We start from the raw sequence: 17903 nt of genomic DNA on the forward strand, positions 1-17903 counted from the left end.
AGGTCCGGTGTCTCACCCACCGAGGCGTCCGACGCCACCCATGAAGACCGCCTGCGCGGCGTCCTCGGCGCTCTCCGGCGACTCCGGCCGCCACTGCGGCACCCACACCACGCCCGGTTCGAGCAGCGTGAAGCCGTCGAAGAGTGCGGTCAGCTCGGCCCGGCTGCGGATCGAGAGCGGACTGTCGGTGCGGCGGTAGACCCGCTCGGCCTCGGCCCGTTCGCCGGTGTGGCCCCGGTCCTCGTCGGTGGCCTGCGACATCACCAGGTAGCTGCCCGGCGCCAGGGTCTCGCGCAGCGTCCGCAGGATCTCCTCGGGCCGGTCCGCGTCCGGGACGAAGTGCAGCACCGCCACGATCAGCACGGCCACCGGCTGGGAGAGGTCGAGCAGCTTGGTCACCTCGGGATGGCTGAGGATCGCGGCCGGTCGGCGCAGGTCCTCCTGGACGACCGTGGCGCCGGGATTGCCCTGGAGGATCTCCCGGCTGTGGGCCACCGCCACCGGGTCGACGTCGACGTAGACCACCCGGGAGTCGGGCGCGGCGCGCTGGGCGATCTCGTGCACGTTGCCGACGGTGGGGATGCCCGAGCCGATGTCGAGGAACTGACGGACGCCGGAGTCGACCAGGTACTGCACCGCCCGCCGCATGAACGCCCGGTTGGCCTGGGCCATCAGCGGAGCCTCGGGGACCGCCTCCATCATCGCCCGGGCCGCCGCCCGGTCGGCGGCGAAGTTGTGCGAGCCGCCGAGGTAGTAGTCGTACATGCGGGCGACGCTGGGGCGCTCGATGTCGATGTCGTCGGGTGCCCAGTCCGGCCGCTGCATGCCCACCCCTTTAGCTGACAAACGCGAGGATCGTCGCCCGCGCGGGCCACGCGGGTATTCTGCCCTCGCTTCGCCCCGGTGCAAAGACCACGGTCGTTGCGCGACGGCATGCTCACTCAGGGCGCTGGGGGCGCTGCCGTTGCCGGTGCCCCGGACAGGCGAGAGGTCCGCGACCGGCGGGCGGCGCGGACCTCTCGACGACGGGCCGGAGCCTCAGAACTTGGGCGCGTCCGGGGCCTCGAGCAGGCCCAGCCGCAGCGCCGTCATCAGCGCCTGGGCGCGGTTGGCCGCACCCAGCTTCTCGTAGAGCTTCGAGATGTGGGTCTTGGCGGTGGACTCGCTGACGAACAACTGCTTGGCGATGCCGGCCACGCTCATGCCGTCGGCCAGCAGCCGCAGCACCTGCCCCTCGCGGGGGGAGAGCTGCGGACCGGACGGGGCCAGCCGGCGCTTCATCGCCTCGGCCAGGTCGGCCGCGGTGAAGGCGCTGGGGGAGGAGGCGGCGTGCCGGGCGGCGGCCACCACCTCGTCGGCCGGCGCGGTCTTCGGCACGAAGGCGCTCGCGCCGGCCTCCAGCGCGCCGAAGAGCTGGTCGTCACCGGCGTACATCGTGAGCACGACGATCCCCATCGTCGTGCTGGACTTGCGCAGGGCCCGGGTGGCCTCGAGGCCACTGCCGTCCGGGAGGCGCAGATCCATGATGACGACGTCCGGCTGCAGCGCGCCAGCCTGGCGTACGCCCTCCGCCGCCGTGGCGGCCTCGCCGACGACCTCGAACTGCCGGTCGCGCTCGAAGGCGTGCCGAAGCCCCTTGCGGATCAGGTCGTGATCGTCGACAAGGAGGACCTTGGTACGAGTGGCCGGTGTCGGGCTTGTGGTCATCCTCGGGTTACTCCCCTTCTGCTGCTGCGCTGCCACGCACGTTATCGCGCCGGGGCGAGGAACCGACCACCACCGCCACGGTCGTGCCGCTGGGCTGTCGCGGCCTGATCTCCAACCGGCCCCGGATACGTTCCGCCCTCTCGGCCATGATCGCAAGACCGTAGTGCCCGTCCGCGTGCTGGTCACCGATGCCGTGACCGTCATCCGACACTTCGATCTGCGCGTACGGGGGGTCCACCTCGCAGGTGACCCAGAGATTCGAGGCCCCCGCGTGCTTGCGCGCGTTGGTGACCGCCTCCTGCGCGATACGCAGCAACTCGGCCTCGGTGGCGGCGGGCAGTCGGGCGGTGGACTCGTCCAGCGACAGGTGCACCCGCAGGCCGCCGGAGGCGCCGACGGTGCGCGCGTACTCGGCGATCGCGGCGGCCAGGCCGCCGTGCCGGTCCACCTCGCTGCGCAGCTCGAACAGGCTCAGCCGCAGCTCGGTGATCACCCGGGTCACCTCGCCGCGCAGCGTACGCAGCCCCTCGGCGGTCTCGTCGGCGTCGTCGTGGACGGTGGCCAGGGCGTTGTCGATGCCGTAGCCGACCATCACCAGCTCCTGGGCGACCCCGTCGTGGATCTCCCGGGCCAGCCGCTGCCGCTCCTCGTTGGTGGCTAGCGAGCGCACCTCGTCGAAGAGCAGCGCCGCCTCCAGCCGCAGCGCGGCGGGGCCGGTCAGCGCGGTCACCCGGGACACCACCGGCGGCGGGTACGCGTGCGCGGCGTCCGCCTCCAGCACCACCAGCCCGACCGTACGCACGCCGGCGACCAGCGGCACGATCAGCGCCGAGACGTCCCCGCCGCGGTGCGAGCGGGCCTGCGACCGGGCCGCGGTCTGCGGCTGCTGGCTGGCCCAGGCGTCGGCGATGGCCGAGTCCGCGTCGAGCGTCGTCTCCCAGTCCACCCGGTCCACCCCGACCTGGGCGAGCACCACGAGCCGGCCGCCGCCGCTGGCCGAGAGCACCGCGGCCCGGTTGTTGGGCGCGACGCCGCGCAGCTCCTCCAGCAGGTGCTCGGAGATGCCGCCCGGGTCCAGGGTCGCGCCGGGCAGCTGGCGGGCGACCGTGCGCAGCTGGGTCAGCAGCCGGGTCGCCTCCGCGTACGGCTGCGGCTTGCCCTCGCCCCGGACCCGCATCACCTGGTGCAGCGTGCCGGCCGCGTAGAGCCCGAGCCCGGCCAGGATCAGCCACTGCGCGCAGACCGCCAGGTAGCCGGGCTGGCCGAGCTGCCGCCCGCCGTCCACCTCGGTGAACGCCCCGGCGATCAGCAAGGTCGCCGCGGCGACGCCGAGCAGCGCCGCGCCCTCGCGGAAGCGGCGGCGCAGCGCGGTGACCGTCACCGGCACCGCCAGGTAGGGCAGCACCGCCGAGGCGCCGAGCCCACCGACCGATCCGCCGAGGGCGGATTCGACGGCGACCTGGCTGGCGGCCAGTCCCAGCACCACCGCTTCGGCGACCCGGCTGAGCGGGCCGAGCAGCCGGTGCTCGGGGGCGAGCACCGCCGGCAGGCCGGCGGCCGCCAGCAGGGCGATCCACCAGAGCTGGGCGGGGTCGCGGGTGGCGATCAGGGTCAGGACGCCGACCAGGACGAGCATGATCCCGCGCGCCGCGACGGCGAGGGGATGCGGCTGGGGTCGGACGGGTGTGGAGGCGGGCACGTGACGGATGGTAGTCAGCTCCGGTAGATCTCGGCGATCTCGGACGCGTACGTCTTGTGCACGACCTGCCGCTTGACCTTGAGCGACGGGGTCAGTTCGCCGGTGGCCTCGGTGAAGTCCCGGGGCAGGATCCGGAAGACCTTGATCGCCTCGGCCTTGGAGACCGCCTGGTTGGCCACGTCGACCGCGCCCTGGATCTCGACCCGCAGCTCCTCGTGGTCGACCAGCTCCTCGACCCGCGTGTCCTCCGGCAGGCCGTGCGTGGCCAGCCACTTCGGCAGGGCCTCCTCGTCGACGGTGACCAGCGCGGCGATGAACGGCTGCCGGTCGCCGACCACCAGGCACTGGCTGACCAGCGGGTGCGCCCGCACCTGGTCCTCGAGCACGACCGGTGCGACGTTCTTGCCGCCGGCCGTCACGATGATCTCCTTCTTGCGGCCGGTGATGCTGACGAACCCGTCGCTGTCGATCTGACCCAGGTCGCCGGTGCGGAACCAGCCGTCGGTGGTGATCGCCTCGGCGGTCGCCGCCTCGTTGCGCCAGTAGCCCTGGAAGATCAGGTCGCCGGAGATCAGGATCTCGCCGTCGTCGTCGATCCGGATGGTGACGCCGGGCAGCGGCCGGCCGACCGTGCCGATCCGGGTGGCGGTGGGCAGGTTCGCGGCGGCGGCGGGGGAGGTCTCGGTCAGGCCGTAGCCCTCGCAGATGGTCACCCCGATGCCGCGGAAGAAGTGCCCGAGCCGGGCGCCGAGCGGGGCGCCACCGGAGATCGCGTCCCGGCAGCGGCCGCCGAGCGCGGCGCGCAGCTTGCGGTAGACCAGCTTGTCGAAGAGCGCGTGCTGGGCGCGCAGGGTCAGGCCCGGGCCGTCGGGGGTCTCCAGCGCCTCGCTGTAGGCGATGGCCACCCGCTCGGCCCGGTCGAAGATCTTGCCCTTGCCGTCCGCCTCGGCCTTCTGCCGGGCGGCGTTGTAGACCTTCTCGAAGACCCGGGGTACGGAGAGCACGAAGGTCGGCTTGAACGCCTGGAGCTCGGCGACCAGGTTCTTGGTGTCGGGGCAGTACGCCATGGTGGCCCGGGCCTGCACCACGCCGATCTGGATGAGCCGGGCGAAGGCGTGCGCCAGCGGGAGGAAGAGCAGGGTCGACGCGCCGGGCCGGAACAGGTTCGGCAGCACCGGCACGGCGTTGGCGATGTCGGCGTACATGTTGCGGTGGGTCAGCACGCAGCCCTTGGGCCGGCCGGTGGTGCCGCTGGTGTAGATGATCGTGGCGACGTCGGCGGCGCGGACCGCCTTGCGGCGCCGCTCGACCTCCTCCGGTTCGACCGACGCGCCGGCCGCGACGATCTCGTCCACCCCGCCCAGCTCGATCTGCCAGACCTGGCGCAGCTCGGGCAGCCGGTCGCGGACGCCGGCGACCAGGGTGGCGTGCGCGTTGGACTCCACCACGACGGCGACCGCGCCGGAGTCGGCGAGGATCCAGGCGGCCTGCTCGGCGCTGGAGGTCTCGTAGATGGGCACGGTGACCGCGCCGGCCGCCCAGATGGCGTAGTCGAGCAGGGTCCACTCGTAGCGGGTGCGGCTCATCAGCGCGACCCGGTCGCCCGGGTTGACGCCCGAGCCGACCAGGCCGCGGGCCACGGCGACGACCTCGTCGCGGAACTGCCGGCAGGTCACGTCCACCTGGGCGGCACCCTCGGCGCGGGCGGCGGGCCGGACGAACTGGACCGCGTCCGGCGCGGTCGCGGCGTTGTCCCAGACCGGGTCGGTCAGGTTGGCCGCGTCGCCGATGGTGACGATCGGCGGGACGGAGAACTCGCGCACCTGCACTCCCTCGTGCTCGCACTGGCCGGGCCGGCCGCCGTGGCGGTTCGGCTTTGTCGAAACCTACCCGCACGCCCGGGCGGGTGAGGTAGGGAGGCCGCCCGCCCGCCTGGTGGGACGCCGCCGTCGCGGGGCCGTCGGCGCCGCCGCGCCGGGCGTGGCCGGGGTCAAGCGCCGCGCGCCGGGGTCGCTCCGGGTAGCCTCCCCCCATGGCGGACTCCTCCACCCAGTCGATCATCATCGGCGCGTCACCGGACCGGGTGGCGGCGGTCATCTGCGACTTCGCGAGCTACCCCGAGTGGACCGAGGCGGTGCGCCGGGCCGAGGTGGTCGAGGAGTACGAGGACGGCTACGCCAGCCAGGTCCACTTCACCATCGACGCCGGCGTGATGGCCGACGAGTACGTGCTGGCGTACGAGTACGCCGAGGACCTGTCCCGGATCGAGTGGCACCTGGTGGCGCCGTCGAAGATGCAGAAGTCCCAGCGCGGGTCGTACGACATCGTCGGCAACCCGGACGGGACGTCGACGGTCACCTACACCCTCGAGGTCGAGCTGTCGGTGGGCATGCTCGGCATGTTTCGCCGCAAGGCCGAGAAAATGATCATGGATACGGCGTTGAAGCAGCTCAAGCGCCGGGTAGAAGCAACCGGTGCGGCACAGTGACGCAGCCGGCGGCACGGTAGAGGAGCCGACGATGGCGGGTACGCAACCGGGCTCCGCCCGGGAGGAGGCCGAGCGGCTCGTCGCCACGCTGCTGGCCACGGCACGGTTGGCCAACGCCGGGTCCGGCGGCGGTCCGTGGGGCCCGCTCGGTGGGATCCTCTCCGGTGTCCTCGGTCACAGTGGCGGCGCCTCCGGCCCGGCCGGGGGTGCCGGCGGCACCGGGGGATTCGCCACCGGATCGCCGGAATGCTGCGTCTGCCCGGTCTGCCGCGGTATCGCGGCGCTGCGCGATCCGAGTCCGGAATTCGCCGAGCGGCTCGCCACCGGCGCCGGTGATCTGGCCGCCGGGATCGCCAGTCTGATGCGCGCGTTCGCTCCCGCCGACAGCGGGGAAGCCTCGGACAGGGCGGCCGGAGCGGCCGGTGCCCCCGGACCCGCCGCCAGGTCGGACGCCGACGCCGACCACGTGTGGCGCGAGGCGACCCGTACCGGGCATGATTCTCCGTCGGCGCCGGAGCGGGACGTCTGGTCCGCCGCCACGCGGGCGGAGGACGTGGTCGTGCCGGCCGCCGCCGCGCCCGTCGACGACGCCGGGCCGGTCGCGCCGGCCCAGGTCCGGTCGACGGCCGACCGTCCGGTGGTGCCCGCCTCGCGAGCGCCGGCCGGCGCGGGCGGGGACGCACCAGGCGACGAGGCCTGAACACGGGACATCCGACATCACATCCGGCCGGTCCGGCCGATGTCGGGCAGCACAGCAGAGGGGAGTGGCAGCGGTGACGCTGACCATCGGAGTCGACGTCGGTGGCACGAAGGTGGCCGGCGGTGTCGTGGACGACACCGGCAAGGTTCTCGTGCAGGCCCGACGGGACACCCCTGCGGACGATGTCGGCAAGACCCGCGACGTCATCATCGAGCTGGTCACCGAACTGGCGACCGGCCACGACATCGGCGCGGTCGGCATCGGCGCGGCCGGTTGGATCGACGCCTCCCGCTCCACCGTGCTCTTCGCCCCCAACCTGGCCTGGCGGGACGAACCGCTGCGCGAGTACGTCAGCACCGCCACCGGCCTGCCGGTGATCGTGGAGAACGACGGCAACGTGGCCGCCTGGGCCGAGTTCCGCTACGGCGCGGCCCGCGACGCCGACGACTCGATGGTCATGTTCACCATCGGCACCGGGGTCGGCGGCGGCATCGTGCTCGGCGGCGAGCTGCTGCGCGGCGCCAACGGCATCGCGGCCGAGCTCGGCCACATGCTGACCGTCCCGGACGGCCACCAGTGCGGCTGCGGCCGGCTCGGCTGCATCGAGCAGTACGCCAGCGGCAGCGCCCTGGTCCGCTTCGCCCGGGCCGGCGCCCGGCAGGAGCCGCAGCGCGCCACCGCCCTGCTGGAGCTGGCCGGCGGCGACGCCGAGGCGGTCACCGGCCCGATGGTCACCGCCGCCGCGCAGGCCGGCGACCCGATCTCCGCCGAGGCGTTCGCCCAGATCGGGCGCTGGCTCGGCACCAGCCTGGCCGACATGGCCCAGATCCTCGACCCGCAGGTGCTGGTGGTCGGCGGCGGCGTCGTCGAGGCCGGCGACCTGCTGCTCGGCCCGACCCGGCGCTCGTTCACCGACGCGCTGGCCCAGCGCAGCCGGCTCGCCGTGGCCGAGGTGCGCCCCGCTGAGCTGGGCAACACCGCCGGCGTCATCGGTGCCGCCGACCTCGCCCGCCGGCTGTGACCGTCGCGCCGGCCCCCGCCGGCGGGGTGCGACTGCGGGTGGTGTCGTACAACATCCACAGCCAGCGTGACGACACGGCCGCGCTGGCGGCGGTGGTCCGCGAGGCGGCCCCCGACGTGGTGATCGTGCAGGAGGCCCCGCGCCGGTTCCGCTGGCGGCAGCGCTGCGCCACCCTCGCCGAGTCGTTCGGCCTGGTGGTGGCCGCCGGTGGCCTGCCGTCGCTGGGCAACCTGCTGCTCACCAGCCTCCGGGTGCGGGTGCTGGCGACCCGCTGCCAGCGGTTTCCGCTCACCCCCGGGCGGCACCTGCGCGGCGCGGCGTACGCCGAGTGCGCCGTCGGCGGCGCGCGGTTCCTGCTGGCCGGCTCGCACCTGTCCACCGACCCGGCCGAGCGGCCCCGCCAGGCCGCGCTGCTCAAGCGCGAGCTGGCCGGCGCCGACCTGCCGGTGGTGCTGGGCGCGGACCTCAACGAGGGCCCGGACGGGGCGGCCTGGCGCACCGTCGGTGCGGGACTGACCGACGCGGCGGTCGCCGCCGACGCCGCTGACCGGCACACCTACTCCTGCGCCAACCCGCGCCGGCGCATCGACGCGCTCTTCGTCGATCCGCGGGTCACCGTGGTCGGCTACGACGTGGTCGACACCCCGCTCACCCGGCGGGCCAGCGACCACTTCCCGGTCCTGGTCGACCTGCTCCTGCCGGCCACCGCCTGAGCCCGGCGCCGGTCCGCGCCCGGAGTGCCGGGCTGGACAACCGGCTCCGGGTACGGGGAGGATGCCCGTCGAACCGGCGTTCGTGCCGCACATAAGGAGATTCCCCGGTGCCCCCCTCCACCGAGCACGGCCGGCCCGATCCGGAGACCACGCTCGCCCCGAGCCGGGACGGCCGCCCGGTCTCCGACCGGGGCGACACGGTCTGCGTCATCGGCGCCGGCGCCAGCGGCCTGACCGCCGTGAAGAACCTGAAAGAGCACGGCTTCGGCGTCGACTGCTACGAGCGCGAGACCGGCGTCGGCGGCGCGTGGAACTGGCGGCACGACCGCAGCCCGGTGTACGCCAGCACCCACCTGATCTCGTCGCGGCCGTTCACCCAGTTCCCCGACTTCCCGATGCCGGACTCCTGGCCGGACTACCCGCACCACAGCCAGCTGCTGTCCTACTTCGAGCGCTACGCCGACCACTTCGACCTGCGCCAGCACATCTGGTTCGGCACCGAGGTCGTCCGGGTCGAGCCGGTGGTCGGCGATCGCTGGGACGTCACCACCCGCAGCACCGGCGGGTACGGCCCGGAGCGCACCTCCCGCTACGCCGCTGTGGTGGTCGCCAACGGCCACAACTGGTCGCCGAAGCTGCCCCGCTACGAGGGGCTGGAGGAGTTCCGGGGCGAGGTCATGCACGCCTCGTCCTACAAGGACCCCGCGCAGCTGCGCGGCAAGCGGGTGCTGGTGGTCGGCGCGGGCAACACCGGCTGTGACATCGCGGTCGAGGCCGCCCAGCAGGCCTCCCGCTGCTGGCACTCCACCCGCCGCGGCTACTGGTACGCCCCGAAGTACGTCCTCGGCCGCCCGGCCGACCAGGTCAACGACGCCCTGCTCGCGCTGCGCGTGCCGCTGCGGGTCCGGCAGTGGCTCTACCACTGGACGCTGCGGCTGACCGTCGGCGACCTGACCCGGTTCGGCCTGCCGAAGCCCGACCACCGGGTCTACGAGACCCATCCGATCGCCAACAGCCAGCTGGTCTACTACGTCGGCCACGGCGAGATCACCCCGGTGCCGGAGCTGGCCCGGTTCCACGCCGGCGGGGTCACCCTCACCGACGGGCGGGAGATCGACCCGGAACTGGTCGTCTTCGCCACCGGCTACCTGCCCCGCTTCGAGTTCCTCGACCCGAAGGTGCTCGGCGACGAAGACGCCTCGGGCCGCCCCCGGCTCTGGCTCAACGCCCTCGTCCCCGGGTACCCGACGCTCGCGGTGGCCGGCCTGGTCCAGCCGGACTCCGGCATCTTCACCCTGTCGCACTGGCAGACCGTGCTCTTCGCCCGGCTGCTCCAGGCCCGGCTGGGCCGCCCGGAGCGGGCGGCCGCGTTCGCGTCCAAGGTGGAGGCCGGTGCCGGGGAGCGGTACTCCGGCAAGGTCAAGGACAGCAGCCGGCACTGGTTCGAGGTGGGCCACGCCGACTACCTGCGCGCCGTACAGCGCGCCCTGCACGAGCTGGAGAGCGACCGGTGAGTGCGCGCGAGGTGGCGGGGCGGGCTCGAGCGGTCGCGGACGGAGGGCAAAGCAGATGAGCGAGCGGCTGCGGATCATGCGGGGCCGGGAGTGGGCCCGCCCGGTCCGCCCGGCCCGGCGGGAGGTGCTGGGCGCGGCCCCGGAGCTGGAGGAGGGGCGGCCGCCGCTGCTCTTCGTCCCCGGCTTCGGGCACGGGGCCTGGGCGTTCGCCGAGCACTGGCTGGAGCACGCCGCGTCGCGCGGCTTCGCGGCGTACGCGCTGAGCCTGCGTGGGCACGGCGGCAGCGAGCCGGCGCCGGAGGCGACGCTGCGGGCGTACACCCATGACGTGGTCCAGGTGGCCGCGGGCCTGCCGCGCCAGGCGGTGCTGGTGGGGTACGGCGCCGGGGCGCTCGTGGTGACCCACGCGCTGGCCCGCTACCCGGCCCGGGCCGCGGTGCTGGCCGCGCCGGTGCTGGGCGGCTGGTCGACGGCCGGCGTGGCGCTGCGCCGCAACCCGGTCGGCACGCTGCCCGCGCTGTTCGGCGGCGGCCTGCGGCTGCACCGCCGGCAGCTGTTCAGCGGGGAGCTGCCGGAGGCGGACGCCCGCCGGCACGTGGCGCGGCTCGGCCGGGCCGGGCGGCGCGCGCAGTGGCAGCTGCTGGCCGGCCGGGAGGCCGAGCCGGCGGTGGGTCGCCCGCCGGTGCTGGTGCTGGGCAGCCCGGACGACCGGGTGGTGCCGCCGGCCGCGCTGACCCGGGCCGCCCGCCGGTACGGCTCGGCTCCGCTGCTCTTTCCCGGCATGGGGCACGACCTGATGCTCGACGCCCGGTGGCGGGAGCCGATCGACGCGATCCTCGACTGGCTGGTCAAGGACCCGCAGCGGGTGTGACCGGGGTCAGCCGGTGCTGCCCAGCCGGGTGACCAGCGAGCCGGTCTGGTCCAGGGCGCTGAGGTAGGAGCGGGCCCAGGCGCGGATGTCGTGGCGGTGCAGATACGTCCGCATCGCCCGCATCCGGTCGCCGACGTCGTCCGGGCCGGCCCGCAGCGCGGTGAGCAGCATCTGCTTCAGGCCCTCCAGGTCGTGCGGGTTGACCAGGTACGCCTGCTCCAGCTCGGCCGCCGCGCCGGCGAACTCGCTGAGCAGCAGCGCGCCGGTGTCGTCGACCCGGGCGGCGACGTACTCCTTGGCGACCAGGTTCATCCCGTCCCGCAGCGGGGTCACCGCCATCACGTCGGCGACCCGGTAGAGGGCGGCCAGCTCGGCGCGGTCGAAGGGCTGGTTGAGGTAATGGATGGCCGGCTCGCCGACCCGGCCGAACTCGCCGTTGATCCGGCCGACCTCGCGCTCCACCCGGTCCCGCAGTATCTGGTACTGGCCGACCCGCTCCCGGCTGGGCACCGCCACCTGGACCAGCACCGTGTCCCGGACCTTGACGTCGCCGCTGGCCAGCAGCTCGCTGTAGGCCTTGAGCCGCTGCTCGATGCCCTTGGTGTAGTCCATCCGGTCGACGCTGAGGATCACCTGCTGCGGGTCGCCGAGGTCGTGGCGCAGCCGGCGGGCCCGGGCGGTCACGTCGGGACGGCCGGCGAGCGCAGCCATCTCGGCCGTGTCGATCGAGACCGGGTACGCCCCGACCCGCACCACCCGGTCGTCGACGCCGATCCGCCGGTCGGTGGCCGGCAGGTCGAGCACCTTCACCACCAACTGGGCGAAGTTGTGCGCGGCCTGGGCCCGCTGGAAGCCGATCAGGTCGGCGCCGAGCATGCCGCGCAGCAGCTCGGCCCGCCGGGGCAGCTGCATGAACAACTCCGGCGGCGGGAATGGCACGTGCAGGAAGAAGCCGATCCGCAGGTCCGGCCGGAGCGCCCGGAGCAGGCCGGGAACCAGTTGCAGGTGGTAGTCCTGCACCCAGACCAGGCCGCCCGGCTCGGCCACCGCCGCGGCCGCCTCGGCGAACCGCTGGTTGACCCGCTGGTACGCCTCCCACCAGCGGCGGTGGTACACCGGCTGCTCGACGGCGTCGTGGTAGAGCGGCCAGAGGGTGGCGTTTGCGAAGCCCTCGTAGTGGTCGCGCAGGTCCTCGGCGGTGAGCGAGACGGAGTGCATGCGGACGCCGTCGATGTCGGGCAGGCGGGGCGCGGGACCGGTGCCGCCGGCCCAGCCGACCCAGGTGGCCGGGGTGTGTCGCAGCAGTGGGTGCAGCGCGCTGACCAGCCCACCGGGGCTGCGGCGCCACTCGCAGGCGCCGTCGGGCGCCATGCTGTCGTCGATGGGGAGCCGATTGGCCACCACCACCAGGGAACTGGAATTCGGTCGCATCTCGGGCATTCCGATCCGCAGCGGGGGCCGACCACCGCGAGGGGAGGAACAACCGGGCAGCCGGAGGGGGGAAGTGACGGACAGCGGTATTCCTACTGACCGTAAGTTACACCACTGTTACCTCGGCGGCGGGGTCGTGGCCGTCCCGGGATACGGGCGAAGGGTGCCGATCGGACGGGGGAGCGTCAGACGACCGCGCCGTCGTCGGGATCCTCGTCGTCCTCGTCGCCGGGACGCAGCCGCCAGATCAGCGTGACGAAGCCGGCGAGGATGCCGGTGAACCCGAGCAGGGTCACCACCGAGGCGTCCACCGGCAGCAGCGCCGGGTTGAGGAAGAGCACGAAGCCGAGCACGATCGCCAGCACGCCGACCACCGCGTACTTCGACACCCGGGGCAGCGGCGGGGGCGGGGGCGGGGTGTAGCCCTCGTCCTCCCCACCCGGCAGGTCGGCGCCGAAGGTGTCCAGACCGTCCAGCAGCGAGGGCTCCTCGGCCCGCGGCCGGCTCACCGAGACGCCGGAGATGTCCGCCGCGTACGGCAGCCGCCGCACGTCGGTGGCGGTCGGGCCGGTGGCCTCCTCGGTGCGGGTCGCCGGCGCGCCGGCCGGGCCGGTCGGGTCGTCGTCGACGTCCTCGGCGGCGGGCCAGGGGTGGCTGCCGGCGGCCGGGGCGGTGTGGAAGGCGGCGACGATCCGGTCCCACTCGGCGTCGACGTCCGGCTCGCCGCGCGGCGGCTCCGGGGTCGACTCGTCGGCGAGTTGGGTGAGGTAGTCCCGGGCGGTGGTCAGGTGCGAGCGGTCCACGTAGAGCCGGTCGACCGGCCGGGCCGGGACGGTGGTGGTGCGGGTGATCGGGTTGAGGTCGGCCGACGGCTGGAGGTAGGCCGCGATTCCGCCGGCGGCGAGCACGTCGAGCAGGTGCTCGCCGACGCGCGGATCGACGTCGCCCGCGACGGCGTACTCGCTCGCGTCGATCCCGTTGTCCCGCCGCCCCCGGCGGGCCCCACCCGCTGACACCGGACATCCTCCTCGGCGCACCTCACGGTGCGGTTGTGTCGGCGCCCCGTACGCCGTGCCCTGAATCGTGACACGTCCGGACCCGGTTCCGGGAGTGCGTTGTGGCGTGCCGCTCCCGGTTCGTAGGCTCATGGCCGACGATCCCGCCCGCCGACGGCCATTCCCGGCGGGGTCGCCGGGTCCGCCCGGCGGCCCGCCGACCCGATCGGCGGTGGTGTCGCCCGCCCCTGCTTCGGAAGGACACCGTTGCTGTACTGGCTGATGAAGTACATCATCCTCGGCCCGCTGCTCAGGCTGATCTTCCGTCCCCGGGTGGAGGGGCTGCACCACGTGCCGGAGACCGGTCCGGTGATCCTCGCGAGCAACCACCTGTCGTTCTCGGATTCGATCTTCACCCCGCTGATCGTGCCGCGAAAAGTCACTTTCGTGGCCAAGGCGGAATACTTCACCGGTAAGGGCATCAAAGGCTGGCTCACCAAGGCGTTCTTCGCCGGCACCGGCTGCATCCCGGTCGACCGCTCCGGCGGCCGCGCCGCCCAGGCGGCCCTGAACACCCAGCTCACCGTGCTGCGGGGCGGCGGCGTCGCCGGGATCTACCCGGAGGGGACCCGGTCGCCCGACGGGCGGCTCTACCGGGGCAAGACCGGGGTGGCCCGGCTCGCGCTGGAGAGCGGCGCCCCGGTGGTCCCGGTGGCGATGCTCAACCTCGACGAGATCCAGCCGCCCGGCAAGCTGATCCCCAAGATCGCCCGGGTCCGGATCCGGTTCGGCCCGCCGCTGGACTTCTCCCGCTACGCCGGCCTGGCCGGCGACCGCTTCGTCGAGCGCGCGGTGACCGACGAGATCATGTACGAACTGATGGAGCTCTCCGGTCGCGAGTACATCGACATGTACGCCGCGAAGCTGAAGAACCAGCCCCCCACCGAGCCGGTCACCCGCGAGCCGATCGCCGCCTGACCGACCCCCCCGCCACGTGCTGCCCTGAGCGTGCAGTTTCACGGAAAGAGTGGCTATTCCGCGCGGAACAGCCACTCTTTCCGTGAAACTGGGCGGATCTTGGGCCCGGGGGTGGCGGGTGGGTGGGCCGGGGGAGCGGGGGTCAGGAGGCGAGGGCGGGGCCGGCCTGCTGGACCGGGCCGCGGGCCAGGTCCAGCAGGCCCGGGGCGTCGTTGCGCAGGGCGAAGGTGCGTACCTCCGTCAGCGGCGCCCGGGCCGCCGGGTCGCCGGCCAGGGTCAGCTCCGCCGCCGCCAGCGCCAGGGCCAGCACCCGGTCGGTGACGTCCGGGATGCGGGCGTAGATCTCCGCCCCGGCCAGGTGCAGCTCGCCGGCGCGCCGGTGGTCGCCGTCCGCCGCGGCCAGCGCCCCGGTCACGGTGCGCAGCGCCGCCTCCGACCACGGGGTGCGGTGGGCCAACTGGTCCAGCATCGCCCGGACCCGTACGGCGGCGTCCCGGCCGGCCAGCGTCGCCGCGTACGCCGCCGCCGCGATCCACTCGCCGCTGGCCAGCGCCGGCACGGCCGTCCACGCGTCGGCCAGCTCGTCCACCAGTGCGGCCGCCTCGTCGAGTCGCCCCTGCAACGCCCGGCAGAGCGCGGCCATCCCGAGCATCGTCCAGTAGGGCCGGTGGAACCCGCCGCGGCGGGCCGTCTCCAGCGCCGCCGCCACGTCGTCGCGGTGCCGCTCGGCCCCCACGGCGGCCGGCTCGTCCCCGGCGGCCGGGAGCGGGCGCGGCGCCAGCGGCACCGGTAGGCCCCGCAGCACCAGCAGGCACGAGCGCAGGCCGCGCACCTGCATGTCCCAGCCGCCGGTGGGGGTGTCCACGAACGCGTCGGCGGCGGCCAGCAGCCGGCCGAAGTCCCCGTCGAAGTACGCCCGCATCGCCTCGCCGGAGTAGCTGGTGGCGAGGGTCTGCCCGCTGCCCCGGGCGGCCGGCGCGGTCGACAGCAGCGCGTCGGAGCGCAGCCAGTCGCCCTCCTCGCGCAGCGCGAAGGCGAGGTTCTGCAACGCCCGGGGCAGGGCCAGCAGCTGCTGGGTCCGGCTCAACTCGACCAGCGCGTGCAGCTCGTCCAGGCCGGCCCGGTCACCGGCCTGGTAGCGGGCGGTGGCCGCGGTGATCCGGGCGTTGGTGCGGATCTCCGCCAGGCCCAGGCGCTCGCCGATCCCGGCCGCCGTCTCGGCGGCGGCCACCGCCGCGTCCCGCTCGTAGTTGAGCATGTGCAGCCGGCCCAGCTCGGCGTGCGCGTCCGCCTTCTGGGCACTGTCCGGCAGTGGCGCGAAGAGCGCGACCGCGCGGTCCAGACAGGCCACCGCGGCGCTGCGGTCGGCGCGCAGCCAGGCGGCCTGGCCGAGCAGCGTCCACGCCCGGGCGGCGCAGGCGTCGTCGTCGTGCGCGAGCAGCCGGTCGGCCAGCGCGTGCAGCTGCTCCGGGCCGCCGCCGGAGAGGAAGGCGTTGCCGTCGCGGTAGAACGAGATCTCGGTGCTCAGCAGCTCCAGTTGCAGCCGGTCGACCGGGTCGCTGTCGTCGGCCAGGCCGAGGGCGCGGCCCGCGTGGCTGGCCGCGGCGTCCAGCCCGTGCAGGGCGTACGCGCGGCGGGCCGCCCGGTGCAGCGCGGCCCGCGCGGGGCCGGCGTACCGCTGGATCGGCATGCCCAGCGTGCGGGCGATCTCGTGGGCCGCCCAGCGGTGGTGCGCCAGCACCTCGGCCAGATCGGTGTCCCGGCTCTGCGACAGCGCGTCCAGCCAGCCGGCCGTCCGCTCGTGCCGGGCCACCCGCTCGGTACGCGGCAACCGCTGGTAGCAGACGTCGCGCACCAGCACGTGCCGGAACCGGAACTCCGGCTGCCCGGCCATCGTGGACGCCGCCTGCTCGTGGATGAAGTCGCGCTGCTCCAGCCGGCGCAGGGACCGCTCCACCGACTCGACCGGCTGGCCCAGCGCGGCGGCCACCGCGCCCGGCCAGAACTGCACGCCGACCACCGAGGCGGCCAGCAGCACCGCGCGGTCCTTGGCGTCGAGCAGGTCGACGCGATTGGCGATGACCGAGTGCACGCTTTCGGGCATCGGCAGTTCGAGGTGCTTCTCCAGCGACCAGCCCCGCCCGGACTGGCGCAGCGCGCCCTGTTCGATCAGCATCCGCACGTACTCGTGGGCGTAGAGCGGGTTGCCCCCGGCCACCTCGATCAGTGGGGTGAGCATGTCGGCGGAGAAGGCCGCCTGGCCGAACATGTGCGCGTAGAGCGAGGCGATGCCGGTGTCGCGCAGCGGCGGGAGGGTGATCGTCACCGAGCCGGTGATGGTGCCCGCCCAGCTCGGGTCCCGGTCCACCAGTTCCGGGCGGGCGGTGCAGAGCAGCAGCAGCGGCACGTCCCGGGCGGCGGCGCCGAGCAGCTCGACGAAGCGCAGCATCGCGTCGTCGGCCCAGTGCAGGTCCTCGAAGACCAGCACGGTGGGACGGCGGGCGGCGAGCGCCAGCAGGAAGCGACGCCAGGCCGACTCGGTCTCCTCCGCGGGCATTGTGACGCCGGCCAGCCCGACCAGCGGGCGCAGCGCGTCCACCAGCCGGTCCCGCTCGCCGGGGCCGACCAGCTCGGCCACCGCCGCGCTCAGCCGGCGGGACGCGGTGGGGGCCGGATCGGTGTCCAGGATGCCGGCCTCGGTCTTGACGATGTCGGCCAGCGCGGCGAACGTGACGTTCTCGCCGAACGGCGGGCACCGCCCGGTACGCCAGCTCACCGGCTCGTCGACCAGCCGCCCGGAGTGTCGGTACAGCTCCCGGATCAGCCGGCTCTTGCCGATGCCGGCCCGGCCGAAGAGCGTCACCACCTGGGGGCGGCGGTCCCGCAGCGACCGGTGCAGGGCGTTGACCAGCAGGCCCAGCTCGTGTTCGCGGTCGATCAGCGGGGTGGTGTCGGGTTCCCGGTCGGTCGGCTGCCGGCGTACCGGGGACAGGGCCAGCCAGACCTCGGTGGGCGAGGAACGCCCGCGCAGGGTGACCGGCGGCTGCTCGGCGTACCGGATGGCGTCCTTGGTCAGCGCGTGGGTGGTGCCGCAGACCAGCACCCCGCCGGGCGGCGACACGGACTGCATCCGGGAGGCGGTGTTGACCACGTCGCCGGCCACGATGGCCTGCCCGCCGTCGCGGGCGGCGGCCACGTCGACCAGCGCCTCGCCGGTCGCCACGCCCACCCGGAAGCGCAGCTCGTCGGCGCCGGTGGGGGCGAACCGGGTGAGCACCCGTTGCAGCTCCAGCCCGGCCCGGACGCAGCGCAGCGCGTCGGTCTCGGTGGCCACCGGGGCACCGAACAGCGCCATCACCGCGTCGCCGATGTACTTCTCGACCACCCCGCCGTACTGCCCGACGACCCGCTTGGCGGCGGAGAAGAAGCCGGTCTGCATGCCGCGGACCTGCTCGGGGTCGGCCCGTTCGACGTACGGCGTGAAGTCGATCAGGTCGACGAAGAGCACGCTGACCCGGCGGCGGTCCTCCTGCGGGGTCGCGACGGGCTGGCCGGAGCCGGCCCGGGGCGCGCCGCACGAGGTGCAGAACACCGCGTCGGTGGCGAGCGGCCGCAGGCAGTGCGGGCAGAGCGCACCCAGCTCCGTCCCACAGCCACCGCAGAAGCGGTCGCCGTCGGCGGCGGTACGTCCACAACGGTCACACTGCGCGGAGATGACACCCTCCACTGGGTGGGTCTGCCTGCCGGTCGTCGCCCGGTGTCCACCGTGAGTATCGCCGTTGCCGG

14 protein-coding genes are annotated in these 17903 nt (G+C 74.3%); 7 read left to right on the forward strand and 7 right to left on the reverse strand.

All coding sequences use genetic code 11. The features are described 5' to 3' along the window. Positions 1 to 12 precede the first annotated feature (12 nt). From GA0074696_RS11300 to GA0074696_RS11315, 4 genes are all read right to left on the reverse strand, one after another. Complete coding sequence (locus GA0074696_RS11300; protein ID WP_088961058.1) at positions 13 to 825, reverse strand: SAM-dependent methyltransferase; 813 nt, start codon at positions 823 to 825, stop codon at positions 13 to 15. Between the two features lie 213 nt (positions 826 to 1038). After that, on the reverse strand, positions 1039 to 1707 hold the full coding sequence (locus tag GA0074696_RS11305) for a response regulator transcription factor (protein WP_088961059.1): 669 nt from the start codon (positions 1705 to 1707) through the stop codon (positions 1039 to 1041). Between the two features lie 7 nt (positions 1708 to 1714). After that, entirely contained in the window at positions 1715 to 3406 is a 1692-nt protein-coding gene (locus GA0074696_RS11310; RefSeq protein ID WP_088961060.1) for a sensor histidine kinase, read from the reverse strand. 14 nt (positions 3407 to 3420) lie between these two features. Next, positions 3421 to 5229, reverse strand: coding sequence for an AMP-dependent synthetase/ligase (locus GA0074696_RS11315; protein WP_088964500.1), 1809 nt, complete (start codon positions 5227 to 5229; stop codon positions 3421 to 3423). A 209-nt stretch (positions 5230 to 5438) separates the two neighbouring features. On the opposite strand from GA0074696_RS11315, the gene GA0074696_RS11320 reads away from it, so the two are divergent. The 6 genes from GA0074696_RS11320 (at position 5439) to GA0074696_RS11345 (ending at position 10713) form a co-directional block, all read left to right on the forward strand. Beyond that, positions 5439 to 5894 carry an SRPBCC family protein gene (locus tag GA0074696_RS11320; RefSeq protein ID WP_088961061.1) on the forward strand — a complete coding sequence of 152 codons (456 nt, stop codon included), beginning with the start codon at positions 5439 to 5441 and terminating at the stop codon, positions 5892 to 5894. A gap of 31 nt (positions 5895 to 5925) precedes the next feature. After that, positions 5926 to 6594, forward strand: coding sequence for a hypothetical protein (locus tag GA0074696_RS11325; RefSeq protein WP_088961062.1), 669 nt, complete (start codon positions 5926 to 5928; stop codon positions 6592 to 6594). Positions 6595 to 6667: 73 nt separating this feature from the next. Further along, positions 6668 to 7615 (forward strand): ROK family glucokinase, encoded by a 948-nt coding sequence (locus GA0074696_RS11330; RefSeq protein ID WP_088961063.1) that lies wholly within the window; start codon positions 6668 to 6670, stop codon positions 7613 to 7615. Continuing rightward, positions 7612 to 8328, forward strand: coding sequence for an endonuclease/exonuclease/phosphatase family protein (locus GA0074696_RS11335; RefSeq protein ID WP_088961064.1), 717 nt, complete (start codon positions 7612 to 7614; stop codon positions 8326 to 8328). Before GA0074696_RS11330 ends, GA0074696_RS11335 begins: the two co-directional genes overlap by 4 nt. A 107-nt stretch (positions 8329 to 8435) precedes the next feature. Beyond that, positions 8436 to 9842 (forward strand): flavin-containing monooxygenase, encoded by a 1407-nt coding sequence (locus GA0074696_RS11340; protein ID WP_088961065.1) that lies wholly within the window; start codon positions 8436 to 8438, stop codon positions 9840 to 9842. A 55-nt stretch (positions 9843 to 9897) separates the two neighbouring features. After that, a complete protein-coding gene (locus GA0074696_RS11345; protein WP_088961066.1) occupies positions 9898 to 10713 on the forward strand; it encodes an alpha/beta hydrolase in 816 nt (271 codons plus the stop codon). Positions 10714 to 10719: 6 nt separating this feature from the next. Here the strand turns inward: GA0074696_RS11345 and GA0074696_RS11350 are convergent, their stop codons facing one another. Then, on the reverse strand, positions 10720 to 12153 hold the full coding sequence (locus tag GA0074696_RS11350; protein WP_088961067.1) for an alpha,alpha-trehalose-phosphate synthase (UDP-forming): 1434 nt from the start codon (positions 12151 to 12153) through the stop codon (positions 10720 to 10722). Positions 12154 to 12329: 176 nt separating this feature from the next. Then, complete coding sequence (locus GA0074696_RS11355) at positions 12330 to 13160, reverse strand: DUF308 domain-containing protein (RefSeq protein WP_088961068.1); 831 nt, start codon at positions 13158 to 13160, stop codon at positions 12330 to 12332. A gap of 246 nt (positions 13161 to 13406) precedes the next feature. Between GA0074696_RS11355 and GA0074696_RS11360 the strand changes: the two genes are divergently transcribed. Next, entirely contained in the window at positions 13407 to 14117 is a 711-nt protein-coding gene (locus tag GA0074696_RS11360; protein WP_088961069.1) for a lysophospholipid acyltransferase family protein, read from the forward strand. 142 nt (positions 14118 to 14259) lie between these two features. Here the strand turns inward: GA0074696_RS11360 and GA0074696_RS11365 are convergent, their stop codons facing one another. Next, a complete protein-coding gene (locus GA0074696_RS11365) occupies positions 14260 to 17844 on the reverse strand; it encodes an ATP-binding protein (protein WP_088961070.1) in 3585 nt (1194 codons plus the stop codon). Positions 17845 to 17903 lie beyond the last annotated feature (59 nt).

It is taken from the genome of Micromonospora purpureochromogenes, assembly GCF_900091515.1.
Classification (GTDB): Bacteria; Actinomycetota; Actinomycetes; order Mycobacteriales; family Micromonosporaceae; genus Micromonospora; species Micromonospora purpureochromogenes.